Origin of the sequence: Rhizobium sp. AAP116, from assembly GCF_001295785.1 — a bacterium.
Taxonomy (GTDB): domain Bacteria; phylum Pseudomonadota; class Alphaproteobacteria; order Rhizobiales; family Rhizobiaceae; genus Allorhizobium.
Genome location: NZ_LJIB01000023.1, coordinates 17,603 through 41,502, shown reverse-complemented (window position 1 = coordinate 41,502; position 23,900 = coordinate 17,603). Strand labels below are relative to the sequence as shown.

The following is a 23,900-nucleotide window of genomic DNA, read 5'->3' as shown; positions in this document are numbered from 1 at the left end:
CCCATCAAACCAGGAGAATGTGAGAATGCCCAAGACCATCGTCGTCCCGGAAGGCACCCAGAAGCCGATCGCCCCCTATTCGCCCGGCGCCCTTGCCGATGGCGTGCTCTATGTCTCGGGGACCCTTCCCTTCGACAAAAACAACGACGTCGTGCATGTCGGCGACGCGGCCGCCCAGACACGCCATGTGCTGGAAACCATCAAGTCCGTCATCGAGACCGCCGGCGGCACGATGGACGACGTGACCATGAACCACATCTTCGTCACCGACTGGGCCAACTACCAGGCCGTCAACAAGGTCTATGCCGAATATTTCCCGGGCGACAAGCCGGCGCGCTACTGCGTGCAATGCGGCCTGGTGAAACCCGACGCTCTGGTCGAAATCGCGACCGTCGCACACATCGGGAAGAAGTGAGGGGAAGCACAGCCCCTCATCCCCTGCCGGGACTTTCTCCCCGCAAGAGGGGAGAAGAGACCTTTACGCAATCGCCTGCACCTGGGCTTCCCCTGCACAAAGGGCGGCCATCCCCTCTCCCCGCCTGCGGGGAGAGGGTCAGAGTGAAGGGCTAAGCCAGAGCAAAGACGTATGCATTACAACATCCACGGCCTTACCTCCCCCGATGCGCCGACCATCCTGCTCTCGTCAGGCCTCGGCGGCTCGGGCGGCTACTGGGTACCGCAGATCCCTGTCCTGGCCGAGCGGTTCCGCGTCATCACCTATGACCATCGCGGCTGCGGCAAGACGGGTGGCTCAGTGCCCGAGGTTGGCGGCATCACGGCCATGGCCGACGACGTGCTCGAAATCGTCGATACGCTCAAGCTCGAAAAATTCCATTTCATGGGTCATGCGCTGGGTGGCCTGATCGGGCTGGATCTGGCACTGCGCAGGCCTGAGCTCATCGAGAGCCTGATTCTCATCAATGCCTGGAGCAAGGCCGATCCACATTCCGGGCGCTGCTTCGACGTGCGCATCGCGCTCCTGGAAAACGCCGGCGTCGAGGCCTTCGTCAAGGCGCAGCCGCTGTTTCTTTATCCGGCGATCTACATGGCGGACAATCCGGAGAAGTTGGCGACAGAAGAGGCGCATGCGCTCGCCCATTTCCAGGGTCGCGAAAATATCCTGCGCCGGATCGCGGCGCTGCGCGCCTTTGATGTCGATGACCGCCTCGGCGAGATCCAGACGCCGACGCTTGTCGTTGCCACCCGGGACGACCTGCTCGTTCCCTATTCGCGGTCGCTGCGCCTCTCAGACGGCTTGGCGAACGCAAATCTTGTGCTCACCGTCGCCGGCGGACACGCCGTCAACGTCACCTATCCGCAAACATTCAACAGCGCGGTGATCGACTTCCTGTCGACCCTCGAACACGCTTGAAGGAACCATCCATGCTGGCCACCAAGACCATCGCCCCTGTCGCAGCCGAAGGTAGCTCGCCGGAAGTGAGTGCGGCCTATCGCAACGGCATGGCCCGCCTCGCCGCAGCCGTGACCATCGTCACCACCGATGGCCCCGGCGGTCGTGCCGGCTTTGCGGCAACCGCCGTCACCAGCGTTTCCGACAATCCGCCGACGCTGCTTGTGTGCCTCAACAAGGGCAGTTCAGCCTATCCGGCCGTTACCGCCAACGGCCTCGTGTCAGTCAACGTGCTCGCCGCCGAGCATGAGCCTGTAAGCCGCCTGTTCGGTGGCAAGACGCCCGTCGATGAGCGCTTCGCCGCCGCCACCTGGGATACGACGGCATCAGGCACGCCGCGCCTCGCAGACGCCCTCGTCTCGTTCGAGTGCCGGATCTCCGAAGTGCATGACGGAAAGACCCATGACGTTCTGTTCTGCGAAGTCCTCGATGTCACCACCCGCGAGGAGGGCCAGGCGCTCGTCTATTTCGACCGCGCCTATCGTACTGTTTGAGTACCAATCGGCTGAATGCAAAACGGCCCGCGCGAGGCGGGCCGTTTCGACGATTGCCTAATTCTCTCAGTACCAGCCGACGGCGACCTGCGCCTCTTCGGACATGCGGTCCGGCGTCCACGGCGGATCGAAGCTCATTTCCACTTCGACACCCGACACGCCTTCGACGGAACCTACGGCATTTTCGACCCAGCCCGGCATTTCGCCGGCGACCGGGCAACCGGGGGCCGTCAGCGTCATGACGATCTTGACCGTGCGATCGTCTTCGATATCGATCTTGTAGATTAGGCCGAGTTCGAAGATGTCGGAGGGAATTTCCGGATCATAGACTGTCTTCAGCGCGGCGATGATATCGTCCGACAGGCGGGCAACTTCATCCGACGGGATCGCGGTGTGGATGATGCCGTCACGGACATCGGGCTTGGTTTCGGTATCACTCATGGTGTTCATTCCTCAGGCGAAGAAGCTGCGGGCGTAATCCAGCGCGTCCGCCAGCGCATCGACTTCTTCCCTTGTGTTATAGAGACCGAAGGACGCCCGGCAAGTGGAAGTCACGCCGAAACGGGCGAGCAGCGGCTGGGCGCAATGGGTTCCGGCGCGAACGGCAACGCCGCGACGGTCGATCATGGTGGAGACATCATGGGCATGAATGCCGGCGAGTTCAAAGGAGAAGATCGCCCCCTTGCCCGGTGCATTGCCGATGATCCTGAGCGAATTGATCGCCGAGAGACGCTCATGCGCATAGGCGCGCAAGCTTTCCTCATGGGCGGCAATTGCCGGACGCCCCAAGCTTTCCATATAGTCGAGCGCATAACCTAGGCCGATCGCCTGGACGATCGGCGGCGTGCCGGCCTCGAAACGATGCGGCGGCTCGTTATAGGTGACGCGGTCTTCCGCGACTTCGATGATCATCTCACCGCCGCCCATGAAGGGGTCCATGTCGCGCAGGCGATCCATCTTGCCCCAGAGCACGCCGATGCCTGAGGGGCCGTAGAGCTTGTGGCCGGTGACGGCATACCAGTCGCAGCCGAGATCCTGAACATCGACGGGCATGTGGACAGCCCCTTGAGAGCCATCGACCATGACGGCTATTCCGCGCTCATGGGCGATCCGGCAGACTTCCTTGATCGGCACGACCGTGCCAAGCGCGTTCGACATATGGGTTATGGCGATCAGCTTTGTGCGCTCGGTCAGGCAAGCCACGAATGCTTCCATGTCGAAGGCGCCGTCATCGGTAACAGGCGCCCAGACGAGCTTGGCACCCTTGCGCTCGCGCAGGAAATGCCAGGGCACAATGTTGGAGTGATGCTCCATGATCGAGAGCACGATCTCGTCGCCCTCGCCGATATGCTTCATGCCCCAGCCATAGGCGACCGTGTTGATCGCTTCGGTCGACGACTTGGTGAAGATCACCTCGTCAATCGAGGGGGCATTCAGAAAACGGCGCACCTTTTCGCGCGCCGCTTCATAGGCGTCCGTCGCGGCATTGGACAGGAAATGAAGGCCACGATGCACATTGGCATATTCGTTCGAATAGGCGTAGCTGATCGCGTCAATCACCTGGCGCGGCTTCTGGGAAGAAGCTGCATTGTCAAGATAAACCAGCTTCTTGCCATAGACCTCGCGCGACAGGATCGGGAAATCCCGCCTGACGGCTTCGACGTCATATCCTGTCTTTACCGCGATCGTGTCAGCCATGATGCTCCAGCCAGTCGGTGATGATCTCTTCCAGGGCCTCGACGAGCGGCTCGTTTTCGAGCTCCTCGACGATTTCGGCGACGAAGCCGTTGATCAGCAGCGCGCGCGCCTTCTTTTCCGGAATGCCACGCGACATCAGGTAGTAGAGATGGCTCTTGTGAATGTCGGCAACCGTTGCGCCATGGGCGCACTGCACGTCGTCGGCAAAGATTTCGAGCTCGGGCTTGACCGAGAATTCGCAATCGTCGGACATCAGCAGCGTGTTGCAAGCCATGCGGGCATCGGTCTTCTGGGCGTCCGGGGCGACCCGGATCATGCCCTGGAAGACACCCTTGGCGCGATCGAAGACGACGTTGCGGATCACTTCCGTCGAGGTGGTGTTCGGCACGTCGTGGCCGAGCGTCATGGTGACGTCGGTATGGGTGTCACCGCCAAGCAGGTTGACGGCGCGCAGCGTGAAGTCGGAGCCTTCGCCAGCCGTCTTCACATGAATTTCCTGGCGCACCAGCTTGCCGCCAGCGTTGACGATGAAGAGGCGGAACTTGGCATCGGTGCCGAGCTCTGCACGGATCTGGCCGAGATGGGTATCGGCATCGCCTTCACCCTGGAGGATGATCCAGGTGATCTCGGCACCCTCGCCGAGCTTCAGGTCAGCCACAACAGAGGCGAGTGCGGCGGAACCGCTCTGGCCGACATGGCGCTCGATGACGGTGGCCTTGGAACCCTTGCCGAAGGTGGCCGGGAACCGCAGATGAAGTTGGCCTGCAGCATGCACAGACTGCAGTTCGATCGGTGCTTCGATTTCGACGTCCTCGGCCACGTCGAGCGTGAAGCCGTCCCGTACGAAGGCGCCGTTCAGGCGGCCGATCGTGTCGTCACCGTTGAAGGCGGTCAGGCCTTCGGCGGCGTCACCATTCGTCAGCGCATCGCGATAGAGCGACACAGTAAGGCCTTCCGGCAGCGAAGCCGGCACCTCAGACACGCCCTGGAGGACGTTGAGCACGGTTGCGCCCGAAACCAGCGAACTGATCGCCTTGGCCACCGCCTGCGGCTCTTCGGCCGGAAGCGCGCGCAGCAGCGCCTTGAGGTCCGTGTAGTGGAAGGTCTCGACGCGGCGCGTCGGCAGACCCTGGCGCTTCAGGGCGTCGAACAGGCCGTCGCGCTTCAGAAGCACGGCGCCATCGCCCGGAAGGCTGCCGATCTGGTTGGTATAGGCGTCGATGAGCTGGGTCTCGGCTACGGTGAGCCGGTTGGCCGCTTGCAATGTCATCGTTGCAACTCCTTTAAACTTGAGAGCCCTTAGGCAGCCTGACCGGTGATGTCGGCATAGCCGTTGGCTTCGAGTTCCAGCGCCAGGCTCTTGTCACCCGACTTGATGATCTGGCCCTTGTAGAGGACGTGCACGCTATCCGGCACGATGTAGTCGAGCAGGCGCTGGTAGTGGGTGATCACGACGGTTGCGCGATCCGGACGCTTCAGCGCGTTCACACCATCAGCGACGATCTTCAGCGCATCGATGTCGAGGCCGGAGTCCGTCTCGTCGAGGATGCAGAGCTTCGGCTCGAGCAGCGCCATCTGCAGGATTTCGGCGCGCTTCTTCTCACCGCCGGAGAAGCCGACATTGAGCGGACGCTTCAGCATGTCTGGATTGATCTTCAACTCGCCGGCGGCTTCCTTCACGCGGCGGATGAATTCCGGCGTCGTCAGCTCGTCTTCGCCACGCGCCTTGCGCTGCGAATTCATCGCGACCTTGAGAAACTGCATGGTGGCAACACCCGGGATTTCGACCGGATACTGGAAGGCGAGGAAGATGCCCTTGGCAGCGCGCTCGGCCGGGTCGAGTTCGAGAATGCTCTCGCCGTTATAGAGGATGTCGCCTTCGGTGACTTCATAGTCTTCGCGGCCTGACAGGATGTAGGACAGCGTCGACTTGCCGGAGCCGTTCGGGCCCATGATGGCAGCGACTTCGCCGGCCTTCACGGTCAGGTTCAGGCCCTTGATGATTTCGGTGCCGTCTTCGGCGATGCGGGCATGGAGATTGCGGATTTCAAGCATGTCTGTGTTCCTGTCCATCGGGCGGTTCAAGGGCCGCCTGTCGTTTCCTGTTGCGCCGCGCGGCGCCTGTTCAATTCCGTCATCCTCGGGCTCGTCCCGAGGATCTACTGCCGTTTCAGTTATAGTCCGACCATTGCGGTGAGCTCGGGTGCGGTGAGTAGATGTTTTCGATCTCGTAAATCCGGTCATAGAGATCGAGCCATGTTGGGTTTAACCCTTCGATCAGCTTGATCTTCCAGTCCCGCAAATAGCGCTTCAGAGACTTCTCTCGTCGGATCGCGAGGACGATGTTCGGATGCTGCTCGAACCACACCAAAAGCTTCGCATTGTATCTGGACGTAAAACCCTTCTGAACTTCATTCCGGTGTTCCCAAACGCGCCCCTGAAGGTCGCTGGTCACACCGGTGTAAATCACGCCACGTGGCTTGTCCGACATCATGTAAACGAAGCCGGACATCGCGCATCAGCCTCGCCGGCAGTAGATCCTCGGGACAAGCCCGAGGATGACGACCGCACGTGGCTGATCGCACCGTTTCATCAGCCAACCGAACCCTCGAGCGAGATGTTGATCAGCTTCTGCGCCTCAACCGCAAATTCCATCGGCAGCTGCTGGATGACGTCGCGGACGAAGCCGTTGACGATCAAAGCGATTGCCTCTTCTTCCGGGATGCCGCGCTGCATGGCGTAGAACTTCTGGTCCTCGGAAATCTTCGAGGTCGTCGCCTCGTGTTCGACCTTCGCCGTCGAGTTCTTCACCTCGATGTAAGGCACGGTATGCGCGCCGCAGGTGTCGCCAATCAGCAACGAATCGCAATTGGTGAAGTTGCGGGCGTTTTCCGCCTTGCGATGCATCGAGACCTGGCCGCGATAGGTGTTCTGCGACACGCCGGCGGAGATGCCCTTGGAGATGATCCGGCTCTTGGTGTTCTTGCCGAGATGGATCATCTTCGTGCCGCTGTCGACCTGCTGGTGACCGTTGGAAACGGCGATCGAGTAGAACTCGCCCTGGCTGTCGTCGCCGCGCAGAATGCAGGACGGGTATTTCCAGGTGATCGCCGAACCGGTTTCGACCTGGGTCCAGGAGATCTTCGAACGGTCGCCACGGCAATCGCCACGCTTGGTAACGAAGTTGTAGATGCCGCCCTTGCCGTCCTTGTCACCGGGATACCAGTTCTGGACGGTCGAATACTTGATCTCGGCATCATCCATGGCGACGAGTTCGACCACGGCTGCGTGCAGCTGGTTTTCGTCGCGCTGGGGTGCCGTGCAGCCTTCCAGATAAGAGACGTAGGCGCCTTCTTCGGCGACGATCAGCGTGCGCTCGAACTGGCCGGTGTTCTTCTCGTTGATGCGGAAATAGGTGCTGAGCTCCATCGGGCAGCGAACGCCCTTCGGAATGTAGACGAACGAGCCGTCGGTGAAGACGGCGCAGTTCAGCGTCGCATAATAGTTGTCGGTGACCGGAACGACCGAGCCGAGATATTTCTTCACCAGATCCGGATATTCGCGGATGGCTTCCGAGATCGACATGAAGATCACGCCGGCCTTCATCAGTTCAGCCTTGAAGGTCGTGACGACCGAGACCGAATCGAAAACGGCATCGACGGCGATCTTCGAGGTCTGGACGCCGGCCAGCATTTCCTGCTCGCGCAGGGGAATCCCGAGCTTCTCATAGACCTTCAAAAGCTCCGGATCGACGTCGTCGATCGTGGTCGGGCCGGCTGTGCTCTTAGGCGCGGCGTAGTAATAGATGTCGTTGAAGTCGATCTTCGGATAATCGACGCGCGCCCAGGTGGGCTCGACCATCGTCAGCCAGCGCCTGTAGGCGTCGAGGCGCCATTCGAGCATCCATTCCGGCTCGTTCTTCTTTGCCGAAATGAAGCGGACGATGTCTTCCGACAGGCCCTTCGGGGCCTTGTCGACTTCGATGGTGGTTTCAAAACCATACTTGTACTGATCCACATCGATCTGGCGGACCTGATCGATCGTTTCCTGCACAGCAGCCATGGTCGTTCTCCAATCTTGCCGGGCCAAATTCCGGCAGCTTGTTAACGTTGGGCGGTGACCCGCCATACTTAAGGTTCCCGAGCCACCATTTCATCCCTCTTGGCAAGGGAAAAACGACGTTTGGCCCGGTTTTTCGCCGCCTTAGGCGGCCTGCCCCGCCGGTTTGCGGCGGGCAGCAATCTTCACAAAGGCGCCCAGAAAGCGATCGATGTCGCTTTCCGTCGTATCAGGGCCGATCGACAGGCGCAGCGCCCCGGTCGATGCATCCTCACCCATGGCGGTCAGCACATGGCTCGCGCCGACCTTGCCCGACGAGCAGGCGGCACCGGCCGATAGCGCAATACCTTCGAGATCGAAAGCGATCTGACCGGTTTCTGCCTTCAGCCCCGGCAGATGGAAGAAACTCGTATTGCCGACCCGCGCCTCGCCTCTCCCGTAGATGACCGTATCCGGTGCAGCAGCAAGCATACCGGCTTCGGCCTTGTCTCGCAGCGCTGCAATCGCGGCATTTCGCTCGACCAGATCCTTCGTCATCACGGAGGCCGACGCACCAAAGCCGGTCACAGCTGCCATGTTCTCCGTGCCGGCGCGGTGGCCCTTTTCCTGGCCACCGCCGCGCACCAGAGGTTCCGGCATCAGCGTTTCGCCGCGCGACACAAGCGCGCCAACACCCTTCGGGCCGCCCAGCTTGTGGGCCGACAGGATCAGGAAGTCGGCGCCGAGATCTGCGATCGACAGCGGCGAGCGGCCTGCCGCCTGCACGGCATCAACCACCAGCAATCCGCCAAACTTCTTTACGGTGGCGGAGATCTCCCGGATTGGCTGGATGATCCCGGTTTCGTTGTTTACGAGCATGACGGCGACCAATGGCAGACCGTCTGCCGCATCATGCGACGCGAGTTGAGCGGCCAGCGCATCGACATCCAGGACGCCCGAACGGGTGACCGGAACTTCCGTCACCTGATCTGCGGAAAACCGGCCGCCGGCCCTCACTGCCGGGTGCTCAATGGCGGAAACATAAAGACGCCCGAGCGCCACACGGGACTTACCCATGCGATAGATGGGCGACAACACCTGATTGGCGGCTTCGGTCGCACTCGCGGTGAAGGTCACATGCGCCGGCTCGGCACCGACGAGGTGTGCCACCTCGCGGCGTGCCTTCTCGATGACGGCCCGGGCTGCGCGCCCCTCGGCATGAACGGAAGACGGATTGCCGGGCATTGAAAGCGCATCGAGCATGGCCTCGCGCGCCGCGCCCATCAGGGGTGCGGTGGCGTTCCAGTCGAGATAGATGCGCGCAGCGGCCATCCTTGCTTCAGACTCCCATACTCATGTCGGCGCATTTTCCTTGAAATATCCGCCGGGCTTGCCTTATGACACCTTCACCCCGGATGCGACGCCATCCAGTTTCGAACGGTTCTAAACTTCGTTCTAGAAAAGCTGACTGACGCCGTCAAGTCAGCTTTCTAATTTGGTGTTGACGAACCGCAAAAATGTCAGGGACCGGAACCTAATGCCCGAAGTGATTTTCAACGGCCCCGCGGGTCGTCTCGAAGGCCGTTATCAACCCTCCAAGGAAAAGAGCGCACCGATCGCGATCATCCTTCATCCGCATCCGCAATTCGGCGGGACGATGAACAACCAGATCGTCTACCAGCTGTTCTACATGTTCCAGAAGCGCGGTTTCACCACGCTCCGCTTCAACTTCCGCGGCATCGGCCGCAGCCAGGGTGAATTCGACCATGGTGCCGGCGAGCTTTCGGATGCCGCATCGGCCCTCGACTGGGTTCAGAGCCTGCATCCGGATTCGAAGAGCTGCTGGGTTGCCGGTTATTCCTTCGGGTCATGGATCGGCATGCAGCTCCTGATGCGTCGTCCCGAGATCGAAGGCTTCATGTCGATCGCGCCGCAGCCGAACATCTACGACTTCTCCTTCCTCGCCCCCTGCCCGTCCTCGGGCCTGATCATCAACGGCGACAGCGACAAGGTGGCCCCTGAAAAGGACGTACTTGGCCTCGTCGACAAGTTGAAGACCCAGAAGGGCATCCTGATCACCCACAAGACGGTGCCGGGCGCCAACCACTTCTTCAACGGCCAGGTGGAAACGCTGATGGGCGAATGCGAAGACTATCTCGACCGTCGCCTCGATGGCGAACTGGTCCCCGAACCGGCCGCCAAGCGGATCCGGTAAGTTGATCCGGATCGTGGCCGATACAAACGTTCTCGTCAGCGCTTGTATCGGCCGCGGCCCAGCCTCGAAAGTGATCGAGGCGTGCCTGGACGGGCGTCTCGTCCCTTTTCTGTCCGGTCCACTTCTGCTCGAATACCGCGACGTACTCTCCAGAACAGAGCCTTTTGCGAACGGACGAATGTCCGCCAACGAACGGCTAGCGCTGATGGATATCTTTGTTTCTCGCTGCCAATGGCGGACCGCGCATTTCAAGTGGCGGCCCAATCTCGTCGATGAAGCCGACAATCACCGGCTCGAATTGGCAATCTCGGCCAACGCGCATATACTCGTGACGTCGAACGTCCGAGATCTTGAAAAGGCGGAACTCAGGTTCCCGCACACCAAGATCGAGACACCAGCGGCTACTGTCCGGAGGCTTGAAGATGAACGCTTTAACCGTTGAGCTGAGTTCAGAGGTTCACGAAAAGGTGGATCTGATTGCAGCTGAGAAGGGTGTCTCTCCTGAACGCCTAGTGTCAGAGATGGCCGCGGAAATGGTCAAGCAACATGAGGCCTACCGGCTGTTCGAGGAAATGGCGGCGCGCGGCAAGGGAAGAGAAGCGGAAGCTCTCGAACTTCTTCGGCGTGATTAAACACTCTTTCGATTTCAGACTGTGATTTTGAATGACCTCACCCCTCACCTTTGACGCCGTCGGCCTCGCAGGCGGCGGTAACCGCTGCTACTGGCAGAGCGGCTTCCTCAAGGCCTATAGCGAACATCATCCGCTCAAGCCGCGCTTCTATGTCGCCGTTTCGGCCAGCGCCTATCACGGCGCGATGCACCTTGCCGGCGTCGGCGACCGTGTCAGGGCTTCCGCCTTCGCCTTTGCCGAAAAGGGCCATCGCGGTGTTGACTGGCGGGCGCTCCGGCGACGGGAATCGCCGCTCGTGGTCGGCGCCCTCTTCCGGCAACTGCTCGCAGACGCGTTTGGCGAACAAGAACTCGCCGCGCTAAAGGCAGCACCGCCGATGCTGATCCAGCTCTCCGGCCTGCCGGACTGGATGCCCGGTGCGCTCGGTGCACTGGGCTCGATCGGCGCCTACCAGATCGAGAAGCTTCTGACCGACGGCACCCATTCCAAGGCTGGTCTGCGGATGAGATTGCGCCCCACCTGGATCTCGACGCACAATTGCGACTATCCCGGCGAACTGGTCGATGCGCTGATGGCAACCTCGTCTGTGCCGCCCTTCATGCCGGTCGGGCGCGTCAGGGGTCGCGCCTATCTCGACGGCGGCCTCGTCGACAATCCACCGCTGATGAAACTGAGCGAGGTCGAGACCAAGGGCTGGAAGACACTGCTTCTGACCACCCGTTTTGGCCGACAGCCGCCTTCCGCCCCCAATCGCGTGGTGGTCGGCCCGAGCGAGGACATCCCGGTCAGCAAGTTCTCTGTCGGCGACGCGGCCGGGATCCGGCACGCCTATGAAGTGGGTTTGCGGGACGGGCTGGCGTTTGCGAGATCCGCATAAACGGCTCGGGTCATTTCAAAGAAGCGGCAGGGTTCCCCTCGCACGGTGCGCATGTCGATGTCCCGGAAGCCTGTCTTTTTGAGGATGTGTAAGGAGGCCGCGTTGTCGACATGCGCCATGGCCTCCAGCCGTTGTCCGATCTCTGCCTCGAAGAACCACCCCACCAGAGCACTGGCGATCTCGCCGGCATATCCCATCCCCCATTTCGACCGTTCGATCGAATAGGCAAGTTGATGGACCTGCGCGTCCTCATACCAGCTGATGCCGGCGCGCCCGACGAATTGCGAACCACTGGCCGTCATCAGCTTCAAGGTGGAGAAGCCATGGCGGTGAAAGCCTGTCCGCCACCCCGCCAGTCGCTCTCGTGCGTAGTCCCGATCCCAGGGCTTGCCGTGTCCGACATAGGCGCTGGTCTCCGGCGTGCCGTGCAATTCGACAAGACGCTCTTCGTCACCATCCAACCACCGTGTCAGGACAAGACGCGGCGTCCGCAGGATCACGGATGGCGCCAGCACACCACCAATGACCGGCGCTTTCACGCCGGTCGTTCCCGGAAAGGTCAGCGGCAGCCCCCGCGCCGAGCGGACCGCAAGATAGGCCCAGGCCTCCGCCTCCATGGCATCACCATCAAAGTCCGCCTCCTCGGCGGTTACCACCCTTGCTCCCTTTTCGCCGGCAAGTCGCACCAGATCCGCCATGATCGTTTGGTTCAGGCGTCCACCGCCGCAGATGACATAGGTCTTCGTCGGGGTTGGCAGATGGCCTGCCGATTTGAGGATCGCGGCTGCCGAGACGAAGGCAAGCGTACGGGCGCCGTCCGACAGTTCGGCCTCGTGGCCTTCAGGCGGACGAAAATCGTTGCGGTCCAGCGAGCGGCGCGTGCTTGCGGTGAAGAAGGGATTGTCCAGATAGCGCTCGGCGAGCGGCATGATGACCGAACCTTCAGAGGCGATGCGACCGCCGTCGTCGTAAGGTATGCCCGCATGGGCCTCGACCCATTGATCGATCAGCGTGTTGCCGGGTCCGCTGTCGAAGCCGATGATCGTGCCGTCTCGGTCGAGGAAAGTGAGGTTCGAGATGCCGCCAATGTTGACGAAACAGACCGGCCATTGATGCCCCGGGATCTGGTGCGCCAGCGCCTGGTGATAGACCGGCACCAGCGGAGCGCCCTGCCCGCCATGCACCATGTCATTGGCGCGCATGTCATAGACCACGTCGATGCCGGTTTCGTCCGCCAGCAGCGGCCCGTCGCCAAGCTGCACGGTCAGGGCCTCATCCGGCCTGTGCAACACCGTTTGACCGTGGAGGCCGATGAGGTCGATGTCCTCACGCTTGAGCTTCTCTTGCTGCAGGAAAAGCGCCACGGCCTGTGCATGACGTAAAGTCAGGTCCCTCTCCATACGGGAGAGTTCTCCCGGCCGTTCGTCGCGTTGCTTGATGGCTTTCGCGTCTTCCAATGCCTGCTTCAACCGCTCGCGGAAGGCGGGCTCGTAGGGCACGGAGAGGAAACCGCCGCGCTCGACGACCGCCTCGCCATCGGTACGGACCAGCGCCACATCGATGCCATCCATCGAGGTGCCGCTCATCAACCCGATTGCCGTCCTGATTTCCGCCATTTCACACCCGATTCGGTCCGTCAACTCGCCGGACATTCATGACCGAGACGGGTGCACAATTCAAAAAACAATGCTAAAGCCCGCGCGGATTTCCAAGATTGCCACCGAAAGACCAGAGAAACCGAAAGCAACAGCGTCATGACGAAGTTCAAGTCCGATTTCCTCCGCATCCTCTCCGAGCGCGGCTTCATTCATCAGATGTCCGATGAAACGGGGCTTGACGACCTGCTCGCCAAGGAGAGCGTGACGGCCTATATCGGCTATGACCCGACGGCATCCAGCTTGCATGTCGGCCACCTCATGCAGATCATGATGCTGCGCTGGTTCCAGCAGACCGGCCACCAGCCGATCTCGCTGATGGGCGGCGGTACCGGCATGGTCGGCGACCCCTCCTTCAAGGAGGAGGCGCGCAAGCTGATGACGATCGAGACGATTGAAGAAAATATCGCCTCGATCAAACGCTGCTTCTCGCATTACCTCGACTACAACCAGGGGCCGAAGGGCGGCGCCCTGATGATCAACAATGCCGAATGGCTGCGTCCGCTCAACTATCTCGAATTCCTGCGCGATGTCGGCCGGCATTTCTCGGTCAACCGCATGCTCTCCTTCGACAGCGTCAAGACGCGGCTTGACCGCGAGCAGTCGCTGTCCTTCCTGGAATTCAACTACATGATCCTCCAGGCTTACGACTTCGTCGAGCTGAACCAGCGCTACGGCTGCAGGCTGCAGATGGGCGGTTCCGACCAGTGGGGCAACATCATCAACGGCATCGACCTCGGCCACCGCATGGGCACGCCGCAGCTCTATGCGCTGACCGCACCGCTGCTCACCACCTCCTCCGGCGCCAAGATGGGCAAGTCGGCCTCGGGCGCTGTATGGCTCAATGCCGACCTCTTGCCGGTCTATGACTTCTGGCAGTACTGGCGCAACACCGAGGATGCCGACGTCGTGCGCTTCCTCAAGCTCTTCACCATCCTGCCGATGGACGAAATCGCGCGTCTCGCAGCGCTTGGCGGTTCGGAGATCAACGAAGCCAAGAAGATCCTCGCCACCGAAGTGACGACACTGCTGCATGGCCGGGAAGCCGCTGAGCAGGCTGCCGAAACGGCCCGCAAGACCTTCGAGGAAGGGGCGCTTGCCGACACGCTGCCGACTGTCGAAGTCGCCTCGGCGGAACTCGAAGCCGGGATCGGCCTGCTCGGACTGATCGTCAAGGCGGGCCTTGCCGCCTCGAACGGCGAAGCCCGCCGTCACGTGCAGGGCGGTGCGGTCAAGATCAACGATGCCGGTGTCTCCGACGAGCGCATGTCTGTGGGCACTGCAGAGGTCACGGCGGATGGCGTCATCAAGCTTTCGCTCGGCAAGAAGAAGCACATCCTGATCAAGCCGGTCTGATCAACGACCAAGCCCCCAGAACGCCTTCGAAAAGCCCGCAATCGCGGGCTTTTCTGCATCGGTAAACGGGCGTTAACGCATGGCGCATTTTTCGCCAGCCGACCTGGCCTGCCACATATCACGGCAACCTCATGCACAAATGCATAGCAGTCGCATATTATTTGCACTGCACAATCTTGTTTTACGAGCGTATAAGAAGGTCAATCGCCGATGCGGGAAAGACCGCAGGATCAGCGAACATTCGACGAGGAAACGACCATGAACCCGATCCGCATTGCAAAGAACTGGATCAGCTACCGCCGCACGATGAACGAACTGGGCAACCTGTCTTCGCAGACCCTGAACGACATCGGCATCACCCGCTACGAAATCCGCAACATCGCTTCGCGCTCCTTCCGTTAATCGGACCTGCGAGAAGCAGCCTGTCAAACGGCACCGCATGGTGCCGTTTTTGATTCCTGCGTCGCGAATGTGAACGCTCAGCGAGCTGCATGGCTTCAGACATGATAGACCTCGCGCCGCGAGCCGTGATATGGAGCCGCCCATGACAAACAGCTCCTTCTCCCCCATTCACATCATCGGCGGCGGTCTTGCAGGCTCGGAGGCCGCCTGGCAGGTGGCCCAGGCCGGCGTCCCGGTCATCCTGCACGAAATGCGCGGCGTGCGTGGCACCGATGCACACAAGACAGACGGCTTGGCCGAACTGGTCTGCTCCAACTCCTTCCGCTCCGATGATGCGACCTCGAATGCCGTCGGCGTCATCCATGCCGAGATGCGGCTCGCCGGCTCGTTGATCATGGCCTGCGCCGACAAACACCAGGTTCCGGCCGGTGGCGCGCTCGCGGTTGACCGCGACGGCTTCTCCGAGGCCGTCACGGCCGAGATCCAACGGCATCCGCTGATCACAGTCGTGCGTGAGGAAGTCACAGGCCTGCCGCCGGAGGACTGGGATCTCGCCATCATTGCGACAGGTCCCCTCACCTCGCCGGCGCTCGCCGAAGCCATCCGCGAACGGACAGGCAAGGACGCGCTCGCCTTCTTCGACGCCATCGCGCCCATCGTGCATACCGACAGCATCGACATGGACATCTGCTGGTACCAGTCGCGCTACGACAAGGTCGGGCCGGGCGGCACGGGCAAGGATTATATCAACTGCCCCCTCGACGAGACACAGTACAATGCCTTCATCGACGCACTGATTGCCGGTGACGCCGTCGGCTTCAAGGAATGGGAAGGGACGCCCTATTTCGACGGCTGCCTGCCGATCGAAGTCATGGCGGAACGCGGCCGCGAAACGCTGCGCCACGGGCCGATGAAGCCGATGGGCCTCACCAATGCCCACAACCCGACAGTCAAGCCCTATGCCGTCGTGCAGCTGCGCCAGGATAATGCGCTGGGCACGCTCTACAACATGGTCGGCTTCCAGACGAAGCTGCGCTACGGCGCCCAGGCCGAGATCTTTCGGATGATCCCGGGCCTGGAAAATGCGGAATTTGCCCGGCTCGGCGGGTTACACCGCAATACCTATATCCACTCACCGACGCTTCTCGACCAGAGCCTGCAGCTGAAGGCCCGTCCGGGCCTGCGCTTCGCCGGCCAGATCACCGGTTGCGAAGGCTATGTAGAGAGCGCCTCGATCGGCCTGCTGGCCGGGCGCTTTGCAGCGGCCCAGCGCAAGGGCGAGACGATCAGCGTGCCACCGGCGACGACCGCGCTTGGCTCGCTGCTCAACCACATCACGGGCGGCCATATCGTTTCCGACGAGGAGCCTGGCAAGCGCTCGTTCCAGCCGATGAACATCAATTTCGGATTGTTCCCCGAGCTTGAGCCCGGATCGATCGTCAAGCCAGAGGGCGTCAAGCGCTTCCGCGGCAAGGACAAGACGATCATGAAGCGTCAACTGATCGCCGCGCGCGCCCTCGAACACTGCAAGACCTGGCTCGGCGCTGCCTGACGGCGGCGTCAGCCGGTCGTGGCTGAGGCGGGGTCCGGTTCTCGGTCGGCATGGCCGAGGTAGTTTCCGAGCAGCCAGAGGGAAACCTCTGCCGCGATTGCCGGGTTGGCAAAGGTGAACTCGCCGTTGTGGGAAGGGGCGTCGAGAAACTCGACGGCGATCCCCTTGCCGTTCGGCAAGGCGCGGACGCGTACAGTGCCGGGCTCGATCAGATGGCAGGCGAAATGGTTGCGCATGCTGCGCATGAAGCCTGCCTTGTTGTCATGCAGACGGACGAATACGGCCTTGCCGTCGACTGTGGCGTGCAGGCTGCGGATTGCCTCCTGCGGAAAGGCGCGACCGAATTCGAGGATAGCGAGGCCAGCGTCCTGAAATCCCTCATCCTCCTGGCGCATACTACGCGTAGAGAAATAGGCCAGCCCCATGACGAGCGCAAAGACGATACCCCAGGTCACCATGATTTGATCTCGCCTCCTTCCGCGCACACACACTATCGCAATGGCTGCTAACAGGCGAGCCTTGCGTGAACGTGGTGTATCCGGGACGTGACCGCTGCGTCAGACCCGCCCCGTCAGCAGCAGGCGCATCATCGCCATCTGCCGTCGCCATTGCGGCGGGCGAATATCGGTCGAGAGCGCGGCATTGCCGATCTTCATCGCTCGCTTGAGCACCGGTTCTGCCAGCGTCGCCGGCAGGAAGGCGGCAAGCAGGCTCTTCGGTATCGCCCCGGCCGCACGCGCCTTGCGCAGGTGATCGAGACCGAAACCCGCAAAGGCCTGGATGGCGGCAGTCACCCGCTCGTCGTTGCCCCCGGCCAGAAATGCGTCCCGGTCCAGTCCGACGGAGGCAAGGATCTGTGTCGGCAGGTAAACCTGCCCTCGGGCCCGATGGATCGGCATCAGCAGGATCGCGCCAGCAACTGCAAGCGCCACACCCGCATGCCCTGCGATCTCGGATACAGCTTCGGCAGCCTCTACATCAAGGACCAGAGATGAAAGCTGGATGAGCGCCGCTGCCGTCTCACCGGCATAGCCTTCGAACATCGCGGTCGTTTCCATCGGATCGTCGTAAAGGTCGAAGATGCGCGCGTCGGCCATGGCGACGAGTGGCGCCACAGGCAGCCGCCAGGTCTGTACGGCGCGGAGAAGCTCGGCTGCAACGGGGTTTGCAGCGGTCTCGCCATGCGCCGAGCCCTCCAGCAGGTCGCGCCAGTATTGCAGTCGCACCTCGCCCGGCAAGGGTTCACGGACGACGTCGCGCACGCGGGCAAGCTCGGCGTTGTAGGCATAGAGCGCGACGATAGCAGCACGCCGATCGGCCGGCGTCAGAAGGCTCGCGAGATAGCGGTCGCGATCCGACTCTTGCAAGGCCCGCAGGCAAAGAGCCTCATTGGCCGACGGGGTCTCGCTCACAATGCACCTTTCGAGGGACGGGTTCAGACTGCGATCAACGCGGCCGCGACCGGACGCTGCTCGGCCAGCATGATGTTATACGTGCGGATTGCAGCACCGGTTCCCATGGGATCGGTCGCAATGCCCCTCGCCTTCAATGCGACCCGCAAATCGGGGTCGACAAGGCGCAACTGCCGGCCGGTGCCCAAGAGCAGGAATTCGATGCCGGTTTCGGCAAACACGCGCGCGAGCGAGGCTTGCGTGATCGGCTCCTCCTCGGTCTGCTCCCAGCCATAGACACCGGAGGGAAGCAGGAGAAGCGATCCACGATGCGACATGTCGGCAAAGCGGAAGCCACCATTGCCGTAACTGTCGATACCGGGCCGCCCGGGGAAATGGGCGTCACGGATGGTGACGCCCTTGTCTCCGAAGCCAAAAACCATCGGATCAGGCCCCGGCCTTGGCCGGAACCTGCTCGCCCTCGGTCTCGTCCCGCTGGAAGTTTTCCGGACGCAGCTTGAAGGCGATCAGAACCGGGCCAGCGATGTAGATCGACGAGAAGGTTCCGATCAGAACGCCTGCCAGCATGGCGAAGGTGAAGGAGGCAATGACTTCCCCGCCGAACAGATAGAGTGCCCCAAGAGCGAGGACCGTACTGCCGGCGGTCAGAACCGTACGCGAGAGCGTCTGGTTGATCGATTCGTCGATCAGCACCTCAAGCGGCATCTTCTTGTATCGCCTGAGGTTTTCTCGCATTCGGTCATAAACGACGACCGTATCGTTCAGCGAGTAACCGATGATCGTCAGGATCGCCGCAATACTCGTCAGGTTGAATTCAATGCCAGTCAGGACGAACAGGCCGAGCGTGAAGACAACGTCGTGCAGGGTCGCGATGATTGCGCCTAGCGCGAACTGCCACTCGAAACGGAACCAGATGTAGATCAGGATGCCGAACAGAGCTGCCGCAACGCCGATCGTCGCCGAATAGGTCAGGTCGCTCGAGACCGATGGTCCGACCACCTCGACACGGCGGAAGTCGTATTCCGCTTCCAGTTCGCCACGAACCTTGCTCAGAGCCGACTGTTCGGCATTCTCGCCGCCATCCTGCGCCTGCAGGCGGATCAACGCGCTGGCATCGTCGCCGAAGCCCTGCGCCTGCACTTCGCCGAGGTTCAGCTGGCTCAGACGGTCGCGGATATCGGAGAGATCGGCGGTTCCGTCACGTGCCTGCACCTCGATGATGGAGCCACCCTTGAAGTCGATCCCGAGGTTCATGCCAACGGTCGCAAACCCGACCAGGGAGGCAACCGAGATGAGCATGGCCAGTCCGAAATTGAACTTGCGGGCCGCCATGAAGCGAATGTTGCGGTTGTCGAAGAAACCAGTGCGTACGCTTTTCGGAATGTGCTTCGGGCGCTTCCAGCGGTACCAGAAGGCCATCAACCAGAAGGTCAGGGTGAAGGCAGTAAAGACGGTCGTCACGATACCGATCGACAGGGTGACGGCGAAGCCACGCACTGGGCCGGACCCGAGGAAGAAGAGAACGACGGCCGCGATCAACGTCGTGAGGTTCGCGTCGATGATGGTCGCAAAAGCCTTCTTGAAGCCGACCTCGATCGCCTGCACCAAGGGTCGGCCATTGCGGGCTTCCTCGCGAATGCGCTCGTAGATCAGAACGTTCGAGTCGACGGCCATACCCATGGTGAGCACGATACCGGCGATGCCAGGCAAGGTCAGCGTAGAGCCGATCATCGACAGGGCCGCGAGGATCAGGGCAATATTGGCCGCGAGCGCGATGTTCGCCATCACGCCGAAGGTGCCATAGAAGGCGAGCATGAAGAGAACGACCGCGATGCCGCCGATGATGCTGGCGGTCACGCCGGCATTGATCGAATCCTGGCCGAGGCCCGGACCTACGGTGCGTTCCTCGACGACCGTCAGCGTCGCCGGCAGAGCACCGGCACGCAGCAGAACCGCGAGATCGTTTGCGCCTTCGACCGAGAAATTGCCGGAGATCTGTCCGGAACCGCCGAGGATCGGCTCGCGGATGACGGGCGCGGAAATGACCTGCTGGTCGAGGACGATGGCGAAGGGATTGCCGACATTTTCCTGCGTTGCCTGGGCAAAACGCTGGGCACCGCGGCTGTCGAAGCGGAAGCTGACGACCGGCTCATTGGTGCGCTGGTCAAAGGCTGCCTGGGCATCAACGAGGTTTTCACCCGAGATCAGCGCACGACGCTCGATGAGATAGGGAACGGCCGGGTCATCGGCCGAATAAAGGATCTCCGACTGTGCCGGCGGACGCGTGTTCATCGCTTCCGTGACCGGCATCGTCGTGTCGACCATGTGGAAGGACAGTTTGGCCGTCTGGTTCAGAAGCGCTTTCAGGCGCTGCGGATCAGTCAGGCCCGGGACCTGGACGATGATGCGGTCATCCCCCTGGCGCTGGATGAGCGGTTCGGTCGTCCCCAATTCGTCGACACGGCGGCGAACGACTTCCATCGACTGCGTCAGGGCAGAGGATACGCGGTAGTCGATGCCCGCGTCGGTCAGCGTCAGGCGCAGCACGCCGCCTTCGGCCTGCTCGAGAGCGACCTCGGTCACGGAGCCGCCGGTCAGACCGCCGATGCTGACGGGATCGGTCAGCGAGCGCAGCGCTTCGATTGCTTCCGGCACCTTGTCCGCGTCGGTAATGCGAACCTGGATCTGCTGGCCGACGCCGGAAAGGCCCGTATAGCGGATGCCGGCTTCGCGAAGCTGGGTCCGGACGTCGCCGACGATCGTCTCAAGGCGTTCCTTGACGATATCCTGGCGCTCGAGCCTCAGCATGATGTGCGAGCCGCCCTGCAGGTCGAGGCCGAGCGTCACCTTGCTCGTGGGGAACCAGGAGGGGAATGCTTCCAGTTCCTCGTCCGTGAAGGCATTGGGCAGGGCGACAAGGACGCCGAGCGCAACGGTCAACCAGATGAACAATGTCTTCCAGCGGGAAATGTAAAGCATGGAACTCTCGAATCAGGGCATCGGAAAATGGCAAAGGCCGGCGCAAGGCCGGCCCAGCGGGATCAGGCGGCGGTTTCGGTCTTGACCGGTTCGCCCTTGACGCGGACTTCCGCCACATACTGGCGCATTGCACGAACCTTCACGCCGTCGGCGATTTCGAGTTCGAGTTCCTTGTCGTCGATCACCTTGGTGACCTTGGCGACGATGCCGCCACCCATGATGACCTGATCGCCACGACGGATGGCAGACAGCGTCTCTTCACGCTTCTTCATCTGCTGGCGCTGCGGACGGATCAGGAAGAAATACCAGACCACCATCAGCGGTGCGAAGAGCAGCAGCATTTCCAGTCCGGATCCCATAGCGCTCGGGGCAGCAACTGCGTCCTGGGCAAAGGCCTCGGTGATAAACATGAAAGACTCCCTATTGAAGCGTATTGGGGAGCCGCCCGGCCCCCTCGTCAGGTCGCCGGAATATAGTGAGAGAGCCCATGAATGCAACAGAAACAGCGCCAGGGCGTACCATTTTCAGGCCCCTTACCCTTTATGCCCGCAATTCTGCGTGATACCGCCCAAGCTCAGGCTTGCACAGCCGGACCGGACGACGAGGAGCAGGACGATGGATGATCAGACCGTGAGCGCACTTCTGGCGGAAGTGAAGCGTCTCACCGAGGCCGTGGAACGGCTGGCAGGGCCGGCACCCGCCGTCAACGACTGGGAGGCCGCAGACTGTTTCGTCTGGTCTCCGGCACGGCTTCACCTGCAACCCGTCAAGCGACCGAACCGGGTGGAACTGGGCCTGATCCGCGGTGTCGACCATGTGCGCGACATCCTGCACGAAAATACATTGCGCTTCGCCGAAGGTTATCCTGCGAACAACGTGCTGCTCTGGGGTGCGCGCGGCATGGGCAAGTCGTCACTGGTCAAGGCCGTCCATGCCGACATCATCAAGACCAACGGCATCGCGCTGAAGCTCGTCGAAGTGCATCGGGAGGATATCTCGACGCTGCCGGGACTGCTCGAGATTATCAAGGATGCACCGCACCGGATTGTCGTCTTCTGCGACGACCTGTCATTCGATCACGACGACACCGCTTACAAATCTCTGAAGGCAGCGCTGGACGGCGGCGTCGAGGGCCGGCCAGAAAATGTGCTTTTCTACGCCACCTCTAACCGGCGCCATCTTTTGCCGCGCCACATGATGGAAAACGAGCAGTCGACGGCGATCAACCCGTCAGAAGCCGTAGAGGAGAAGGTCTCGCTCTCGGACCGGTTCGGCCTCTGGCTCGGCTTCCACAAATGCAGCCAGGACGATTATCTGACGATGATCGACGGCTATGCCACGCATTTCGCGCTGCCGCTGCCCCGCGAGCAGTTGCATCACGAAGCGCTGGAATGGGCAACCACGCGCGGCGGCCGCTCAGGGCGCGTTGCCTGGCAATACATTCAGGATCTCGCCGGACGCCTTCGGATCTCCACCGACCGCCGCTGAATCTTTCCACCCGCAGAATCAGAAAGGCCCGGAGCGCGAGCTCCGGGCCTTTTCACTGACCTGTACGCAATACACTATTCCAGGTAAGTGATCGGGTTGACCGGAGCTGCATCCTTGCGGACTTCGAAGTGCAGCATCGGACGCTTGACGTTGCCGGTCATGCCGGATGTGGCGATGGTCTGGCCGCGCTGGACCTTCTGGCCACGCTGAACCGACAGGCTGTCGGCATGGCCGTAGACGGTGACCTTGCCATCGTCGTGACGGACGAGAACTGTGTTGCCGAGTTCCTTCAGACCGTTGCCGGCATAGATGACCACGCCGTTCTCGGCGGCCTTGATCGGCGTGCCCTGCGGCACGGAGATCGCGATACCGTCGCTGCGCTTGCCATCGATATTGGCGCCAAAATTGGCGATCACGGCACCGCGGGCCGGCCAGCGATACTTGCCGATGCCGGTCAATTCGGGTGCGGCCGTTTCCGGCTTGGCAGCGGCGACTTCCGTCACCGACTTGTTGGCGGCCGGGGCTTGGTATTGAGCGGGCTGACCGGCAGCCGGCACGGAGGCCGTCTTGACCGGATCGGCGGCCGCTGCAGCCGGAGCCTGGGCAACTGCGGGTGCCACGGCCCTCTTTGCCGGGACGACGAGCGGCTGTCCGATGCGGATGTTCCCGGTCGTCAGACCGTTGGCGCTCTTAAGATCATCGACCGAAACGCCGTTGGCCTTGGCGATGCGCGCCAGGGAATCGCCGGGCTTCACGATGTAGGAGCCGGCACCTGCACCGGCGCCCGCATCCGACTTGCCGGTGGCGGCCGATGCCGAGACCTGCTGCTTTTCGCGGGAATTCGGGGCATTCGGCAGGACGGCGACGTTCTGCTGCTGGTCGCCCGGCAGCACAGGCTTGCGGCCATCGGTCGGCAGGCCGGAAGCATCGGCCGCAGCGCGGGCAGCATTGGGACCGCCGAAGGTCGGGATGATCACGAGCTGGCCGGGGGCCGCATCGCTGACATGGGTCAGACCATTGGCCTTGAGGAGTTCCTTCTGCGGAACGCCATAGCGATCGGAGAGCGTCGCGATGGTCTCGCCGGGCCGCAAGGTCACGCGGGCAGCACCGGCCGTCGACCAACCGCCCTGACGGGGCGTCGAACCGGTCGATGTCGGCTCGGCCAGAGCCTGACCTGGGTTGACTGCAGCCACCTGACCGGCTTGCGGCCGAGGCGCAGATGGGAAGGGCTGCGCAAGCGCTGCAGCACGCTCGGAATTATTGCCAGACGCAGACGGCGCGGCGAGTTCGGCGCGCTGCACGGAGGCCGGCGTGCTTGCCGCCCGGGCAGATGCCGGCGCCTCGTAAGCCGGGCTTGCCGGCATCGGCTGTGCCATGGCCTGAGACTGGCCGTACATGCCGCCGCCACCGATGTTCTCGGCGGGGACCGGCGGCTGATTGCGCAGCGCGGACTGACGTGGGATGGAGGCTGTGGTCAGACTGTCGGTGGAGAAGACCGAGCTGAAGCGCGAGGCGTCTGAACTACACCCGGCCGCCGTACCGGCCAGGAGGAGCGCGCCGCACAAACGAGCGACAGACAATCCAGCTTTCGGCGATACACTTTTACGCATGACTCGACCCACATATGACACAACTTGATGTGGGTTCATTAAAGCGCGTTAGTATTACCGGTCAGTTAACCCCGTGGATTC

The 23,900-nt window shown here is 61.9% G+C and carries 25 protein-coding genes and 1 pseudogene; 11 read left to right on the top strand and 15 right to left on the bottom strand.

Features of this window, described 5'->3' with window-relative positions; all coding sequences use genetic code 11:
* The first annotated feature begins 25 nt into the window (after window positions 1-25).
* From rutC to IP85_RS13345, 3 genes are all read left to right on the top strand, one after another.
* Window positions 26-415, top strand: coding sequence for a pyrimidine utilization protein C (gene rutC / locus IP85_RS13355; protein WP_054150173.1), 390 nt, complete (start codon window positions 26-28; stop codon window positions 413-415).
* A 171-nt stretch (window positions 416-586) separates the two neighbouring features.
* Window positions 587-1,372 carry a pyrimidine utilization protein D gene (gene rutD / locus IP85_RS13350; protein WP_054150172.1) on the top strand — a complete coding sequence of 262 codons (786 nt, stop codon included), beginning with the start codon at window positions 587-589 and terminating at the stop codon, window positions 1,370-1,372.
* Window positions 1,373-1,383: 11 nt separating this feature from the next.
* A complete protein-coding gene (locus tag IP85_RS13345) occupies window positions 1,384-1,905 on the top strand; it encodes a flavin reductase (RefSeq protein ID WP_054150171.1) in 522 nt (173 codons plus the stop codon).
* A gap of 66 nt (window positions 1,906-1,971) precedes the next feature.
* Here the strand turns inward: IP85_RS13345 and IP85_RS13340 are convergent, their stop codons facing one another.
* From IP85_RS13340 to IP85_RS13310, 7 genes are all read right to left on the bottom strand, one after another.
* On the bottom strand, window positions 1,972-2,355 hold the full coding sequence (locus IP85_RS13340; RefSeq protein WP_054150170.1) for an SUF system Fe-S cluster assembly protein: 384 nt from the start codon (window positions 2,353-2,355) through the stop codon (window positions 1,972-1,974).
* 3 nt (window positions 2,356-2,358) lie between these two features.
* Window positions 2,359-3,603, bottom strand: coding sequence for a cysteine desulfurase (locus IP85_RS13335; protein ID WP_054150169.1), 1,245 nt, complete (start codon window positions 3,601-3,603; stop codon window positions 2,359-2,361).
* Window positions 3,596-4,873 carry a Fe-S cluster assembly protein SufD gene (sufD, locus tag IP85_RS13330; protein WP_054150168.1) on the bottom strand — a complete coding sequence of 426 codons (1,278 nt, stop codon included), beginning with the start codon at window positions 4,871-4,873 and terminating at the stop codon, window positions 3,596-3,598. The genes IP85_RS13335 and sufD overlap by 8 nt, the downstream gene beginning before the upstream one ends.
* A 29-nt stretch (window positions 4,874-4,902) precedes the next feature.
* Window positions 4,903-5,658 (bottom strand): Fe-S cluster assembly ATPase SufC, encoded by a 756-nt coding sequence (sufC, locus tag IP85_RS13325; RefSeq protein ID WP_054150226.1) that lies wholly within the window; start codon window positions 5,656-5,658, stop codon window positions 4,903-4,905.
* Window positions 5,659-5,773: 115 nt separating this feature from the next.
* A complete protein-coding gene (locus IP85_RS13320) occupies window positions 5,774-6,115 on the bottom strand; it encodes a GIY-YIG nuclease family protein (protein ID WP_054150167.1) in 342 nt (113 codons plus the stop codon).
* Between the two features lie 80 nt (window positions 6,116-6,195).
* Window positions 6,196-7,665 (bottom strand): Fe-S cluster assembly protein SufB, encoded by a 1,470-nt coding sequence (gene sufB, locus IP85_RS13315; protein ID WP_054150166.1) that lies wholly within the window; start codon window positions 7,663-7,665, stop codon window positions 6,196-6,198.
* A 141-nt stretch (window positions 7,666-7,806) separates the two neighbouring features.
* Window positions 7,807-8,973: a cysteine desulfurase family protein gene (locus tag IP85_RS13310; RefSeq protein ID WP_054150165.1), complete on the bottom strand. Its 1,167-nt coding sequence runs from the start codon at window positions 8,971-8,973 to the stop codon at window positions 7,807-7,809.
* A 205-nt stretch (window positions 8,974-9,178) separates the two neighbouring features.
* On the opposite strand from IP85_RS13310, the gene IP85_RS13305 reads away from it, so the two are divergent.
* The 4 genes from IP85_RS13305 to IP85_RS13290 are packed head-to-tail and all read left to right on the top strand — an operon-like array spanning window position 9,179 to window position 11,365.
* Window positions 9,179-9,856: an alpha/beta hydrolase gene (locus IP85_RS13305; protein WP_054150164.1), complete on the top strand. Its 678-nt coding sequence runs from the start codon at window positions 9,179-9,181 to the stop codon at window positions 9,854-9,856.
* A 1-nt stretch (window position 9,857) separates the two neighbouring features.
* Window positions 9,858-10,298: a putative toxin-antitoxin system toxin component, PIN family gene (locus tag IP85_RS13300; RefSeq protein WP_082347688.1), complete on the top strand. Its 441-nt coding sequence runs from the start codon at window positions 9,858-9,860 to the stop codon at window positions 10,296-10,298.
* Window positions 10,279-10,488: a hypothetical protein gene (locus tag IP85_RS13295; RefSeq protein WP_054150162.1), complete on the top strand. Its 210-nt coding sequence runs from the start codon at window positions 10,279-10,281 to the stop codon at window positions 10,486-10,488. The genes IP85_RS13300 and IP85_RS13295 overlap by 20 nt, the downstream gene beginning before the upstream one ends.
* Before the next feature lie 31 nt (window positions 10,489-10,519).
* Window positions 10,520-11,365, top strand: a complete 846-nt coding sequence (locus IP85_RS13290) for a patatin-like phospholipase family protein (protein ID WP_054150161.1) — start codon at window positions 10,520-10,522, stop codon at window positions 11,363-11,365.
* Here IP85_RS13290 and IP85_RS22550 read toward each other — a convergent pair.
* A complete protein-coding gene (locus IP85_RS22550) occupies window positions 11,317-11,865 on the bottom strand; it encodes a GNAT family N-acetyltransferase (protein ID WP_245280867.1) in 549 nt (182 codons plus the stop codon). The genes IP85_RS13290 and IP85_RS22550 overlap by 49 nt on opposite strands.
* A gap of 6 nt (window positions 11,866-11,871) precedes the next feature.
* Window positions 11,872-12,981 (bottom strand): annotated as a pseudogene (locus IP85_RS13285) (anhydro-N-acetylmuramic acid kinase); the annotation flags it as partial.
* Between the two features lie 138 nt (window positions 12,982-13,119).
* Here IP85_RS13285 and tyrS point away from each other — a divergent pair.
* The 3 genes from tyrS (at window position 13,120) to trmFO (ending at window position 16,330) form a co-directional block, all read left to right on the top strand.
* The gene (gene tyrS / locus IP85_RS13280) at window positions 13,120-14,376 is read left to right on the top strand and encodes a tyrosine--tRNA ligase (protein WP_054150160.1); all 1,257 of its coding nucleotides are present in this window, start codon (window positions 13,120-13,122) and stop codon (window positions 14,374-14,376) included.
* A gap of 258 nt (window positions 14,377-14,634) precedes the next feature.
* Complete coding sequence (locus IP85_RS21960) at window positions 14,635-14,778, top strand: DUF1127 domain-containing protein (RefSeq protein WP_006728564.1); 144 nt, start codon at window positions 14,635-14,637, stop codon at window positions 14,776-14,778.
* Window positions 14,779-14,920: 142 nt separating this feature from the next.
* A complete protein-coding gene (gene trmFO / locus IP85_RS13275) occupies window positions 14,921-16,330 on the top strand; it encodes a methylenetetrahydrofolate--tRNA-(uracil(54)-C(5))-methyltransferase (FADH(2)-oxidizing) TrmFO (RefSeq protein WP_054150159.1) in 1,410 nt (469 codons plus the stop codon).
* A gap of 8 nt (window positions 16,331-16,338) precedes the next feature.
* Here trmFO and IP85_RS13270 read toward each other — a convergent pair whose 3' ends face one another.
* The 5 genes from IP85_RS13270 to yajC all read right to left on the bottom strand — a co-directional run bounded on the left by IP85_RS13270 (window position 16,339) and on the right by yajC (window position 21,131).
* A complete protein-coding gene (locus IP85_RS13270) occupies window positions 16,339-16,788 on the bottom strand; it encodes a hypothetical protein (protein WP_054150158.1) in 450 nt (149 codons plus the stop codon).
* 99 nt (window positions 16,789-16,887) lie between these two features.
* Window positions 16,888-17,742, bottom strand: a complete 855-nt coding sequence (locus IP85_RS13265; protein ID WP_197278012.1) for a phytoene/squalene synthase family protein — start codon at window positions 17,740-17,742, stop codon at window positions 16,888-16,890.
* Between the two features lie 23 nt (window positions 17,743-17,765).
* Window positions 17,766-18,164 carry an Mth938-like domain-containing protein gene (locus tag IP85_RS13260; RefSeq protein ID WP_054150156.1) on the bottom strand — a complete coding sequence of 133 codons (399 nt, stop codon included), beginning with the start codon at window positions 18,162-18,164 and terminating at the stop codon, window positions 17,766-17,768.
* Window positions 18,165-18,168: 4 nt separating this feature from the next.
* Window positions 18,169-20,721: a protein translocase subunit SecDF gene (gene secDF / locus IP85_RS13255; protein ID WP_054150155.1), complete on the bottom strand. Its 2,553-nt coding sequence runs from the start codon at window positions 20,719-20,721 to the stop codon at window positions 18,169-18,171.
* Window positions 20,722-20,783: 62 nt separating this feature from the next.
* On the bottom strand, window positions 20,784-21,131 hold the full coding sequence (gene yajC / locus IP85_RS13250) for a preprotein translocase subunit YajC (protein ID WP_054150154.1): 348 nt from the start codon (window positions 21,129-21,131) through the stop codon (window positions 20,784-20,786).
* 205 nt (window positions 21,132-21,336) lie between these two features.
* Here yajC and IP85_RS13245 point away from each other — a divergent pair, with 205 nt between their 5' ends.
* A complete protein-coding gene (locus IP85_RS13245; RefSeq protein ID WP_054150153.1) occupies window positions 21,337-22,209 on the top strand; it encodes an ATP-binding protein in 873 nt (290 codons plus the stop codon).
* Between the two features lie 74 nt (window positions 22,210-22,283).
* On the opposite strand, the gene IP85_RS13240 is transcribed toward IP85_RS13245, so the two are convergent.
* Window positions 22,284-23,819, bottom strand: a complete 1,536-nt coding sequence (locus IP85_RS13240; RefSeq protein WP_054150152.1) for a peptidoglycan DD-metalloendopeptidase family protein — start codon at window positions 23,817-23,819, stop codon at window positions 22,284-22,286.
* Between the last annotated feature and the right edge of the window lie 81 nt (window positions 23,820-23,900).

What these genes read in the sequence shown, in the direction of transcription:
- sufB (WP_054150166.1), bottom strand. Translation starts at nt 7,665, where the DNA reads ATGGCTGCTGTGCAGGAAACGATCGATCAGGTCCGCCAGATCGATGTG.
- sufD (WP_054150168.1), bottom strand. Translation starts at nt 4,873, where the DNA reads ATGACATTGCAAGCGGCCAACCGGCTCACCGTAGCCGAGACCCAGCTC.
- IP85_RS13290 (WP_054150161.1), top strand. Translation starts at nt 10,520, where the DNA reads ATGACCTCACCCCTCACCTTTGACGCCGTCGGCCTCGCAGGCGGCGGT.
- IP85_RS13345 (WP_054150171.1), top strand. Translation starts at nt 1,384, where the DNA reads ATGCTGGCCACCAAGACCATCGCCCCTGTCGCAGCCGAAGGTAGCTCG.
- IP85_RS13270 (WP_054150158.1), bottom strand. Translation starts at nt 16,788, where the DNA reads ATGGTGACCTGGGGTATCGTCTTTGCGCTCGTCATGGGGCTGGCCTAT.
- IP85_RS13305 (WP_054150164.1), top strand. Translation starts at nt 9,179, where the DNA reads ATGCCCGAAGTGATTTTCAACGGCCCCGCGGGTCGTCTCGAAGGCCGT.
- IP85_RS13260 (WP_054150156.1), bottom strand. Translation starts at nt 18,164, where the DNA reads ATGGTTTTTGGCTTCGGAGACAAGGGCGTCACCATCCGTGACGCCCAT.
- secDF (WP_054150155.1), bottom strand. Translation starts at nt 20,721, where the DNA reads ATGCTTTACATTTCCCGCTGGAAGACATTGTTCATCTGGTTGACCGTT.
- IP85_RS13340 (WP_054150170.1), bottom strand. Translation starts at nt 2,355, where the DNA reads ATGAACACCATGAGTGATACCGAAACCAAGCCCGATGTCCGTGACGGC.
- IP85_RS13320 (WP_054150167.1), bottom strand. Translation starts at nt 6,115, where the DNA reads ATGTCCGGCTTCGTTTACATGATGTCGGACAAGCCACGTGGCGTGATT.
- IP85_RS13310 (WP_054150165.1), bottom strand. Translation starts at nt 8,973, where the DNA reads ATGGCCGCTGCGCGCATCTATCTCGACTGGAACGCCACCGCACCCCTG.
- rutC (WP_054150173.1), top strand. Translation starts at nt 26, where the DNA reads ATGCCCAAGACCATCGTCGTCCCGGAAGGCACCCAGAAGCCGATCGCC.
- trmFO (WP_054150159.1), top strand. Translation starts at nt 14,921, where the DNA reads ATGACAAACAGCTCCTTCTCCCCCATTCACATCATCGGCGGCGGTCTT.
- yajC (WP_054150154.1), bottom strand. Translation starts at nt 21,131, where the DNA reads ATGTTTATCACCGAGGCCTTTGCCCAGGACGCAGTTGCTGCCCCGAGC.
- IP85_RS21960 (WP_006728564.1), top strand. Translation starts at nt 14,635, where the DNA reads ATGAACCCGATCCGCATTGCAAAGAACTGGATCAGCTACCGCCGCACG.
- sufC (WP_054150226.1), bottom strand. Translation starts at nt 5,658, where the DNA reads ATGCTTGAAATCCGCAATCTCCATGCCCGCATCGCCGAAGACGGCACC.
- IP85_RS13240 (WP_054150152.1), bottom strand. Translation starts at nt 23,819, where the DNA reads ATGCGTAAAAGTGTATCGCCGAAAGCTGGATTGTCTGTCGCTCGTTTG.
- IP85_RS13295 (WP_054150162.1), top strand. Translation starts at nt 10,279, where the DNA reads ATGAACGCTTTAACCGTTGAGCTGAGTTCAGAGGTTCACGAAAAGGTG.
- IP85_RS13245 (WP_054150153.1), top strand. Translation starts at nt 21,337, where the DNA reads ATGGATGATCAGACCGTGAGCGCACTTCTGGCGGAAGTGAAGCGTCTC.
- IP85_RS13335 (WP_054150169.1), bottom strand. Translation starts at nt 3,603, where the DNA reads ATGGCTGACACGATCGCGGTAAAGACAGGATATGACGTCGAAGCCGTC.
- tyrS (WP_054150160.1), top strand. Translation starts at nt 13,120, where the DNA reads ATGACGAAGTTCAAGTCCGATTTCCTCCGCATCCTCTCCGAGCGCGGC.
- rutD (WP_054150172.1), top strand. Translation starts at nt 587, where the DNA reads ATGCATTACAACATCCACGGCCTTACCTCCCCCGATGCGCCGACCATC.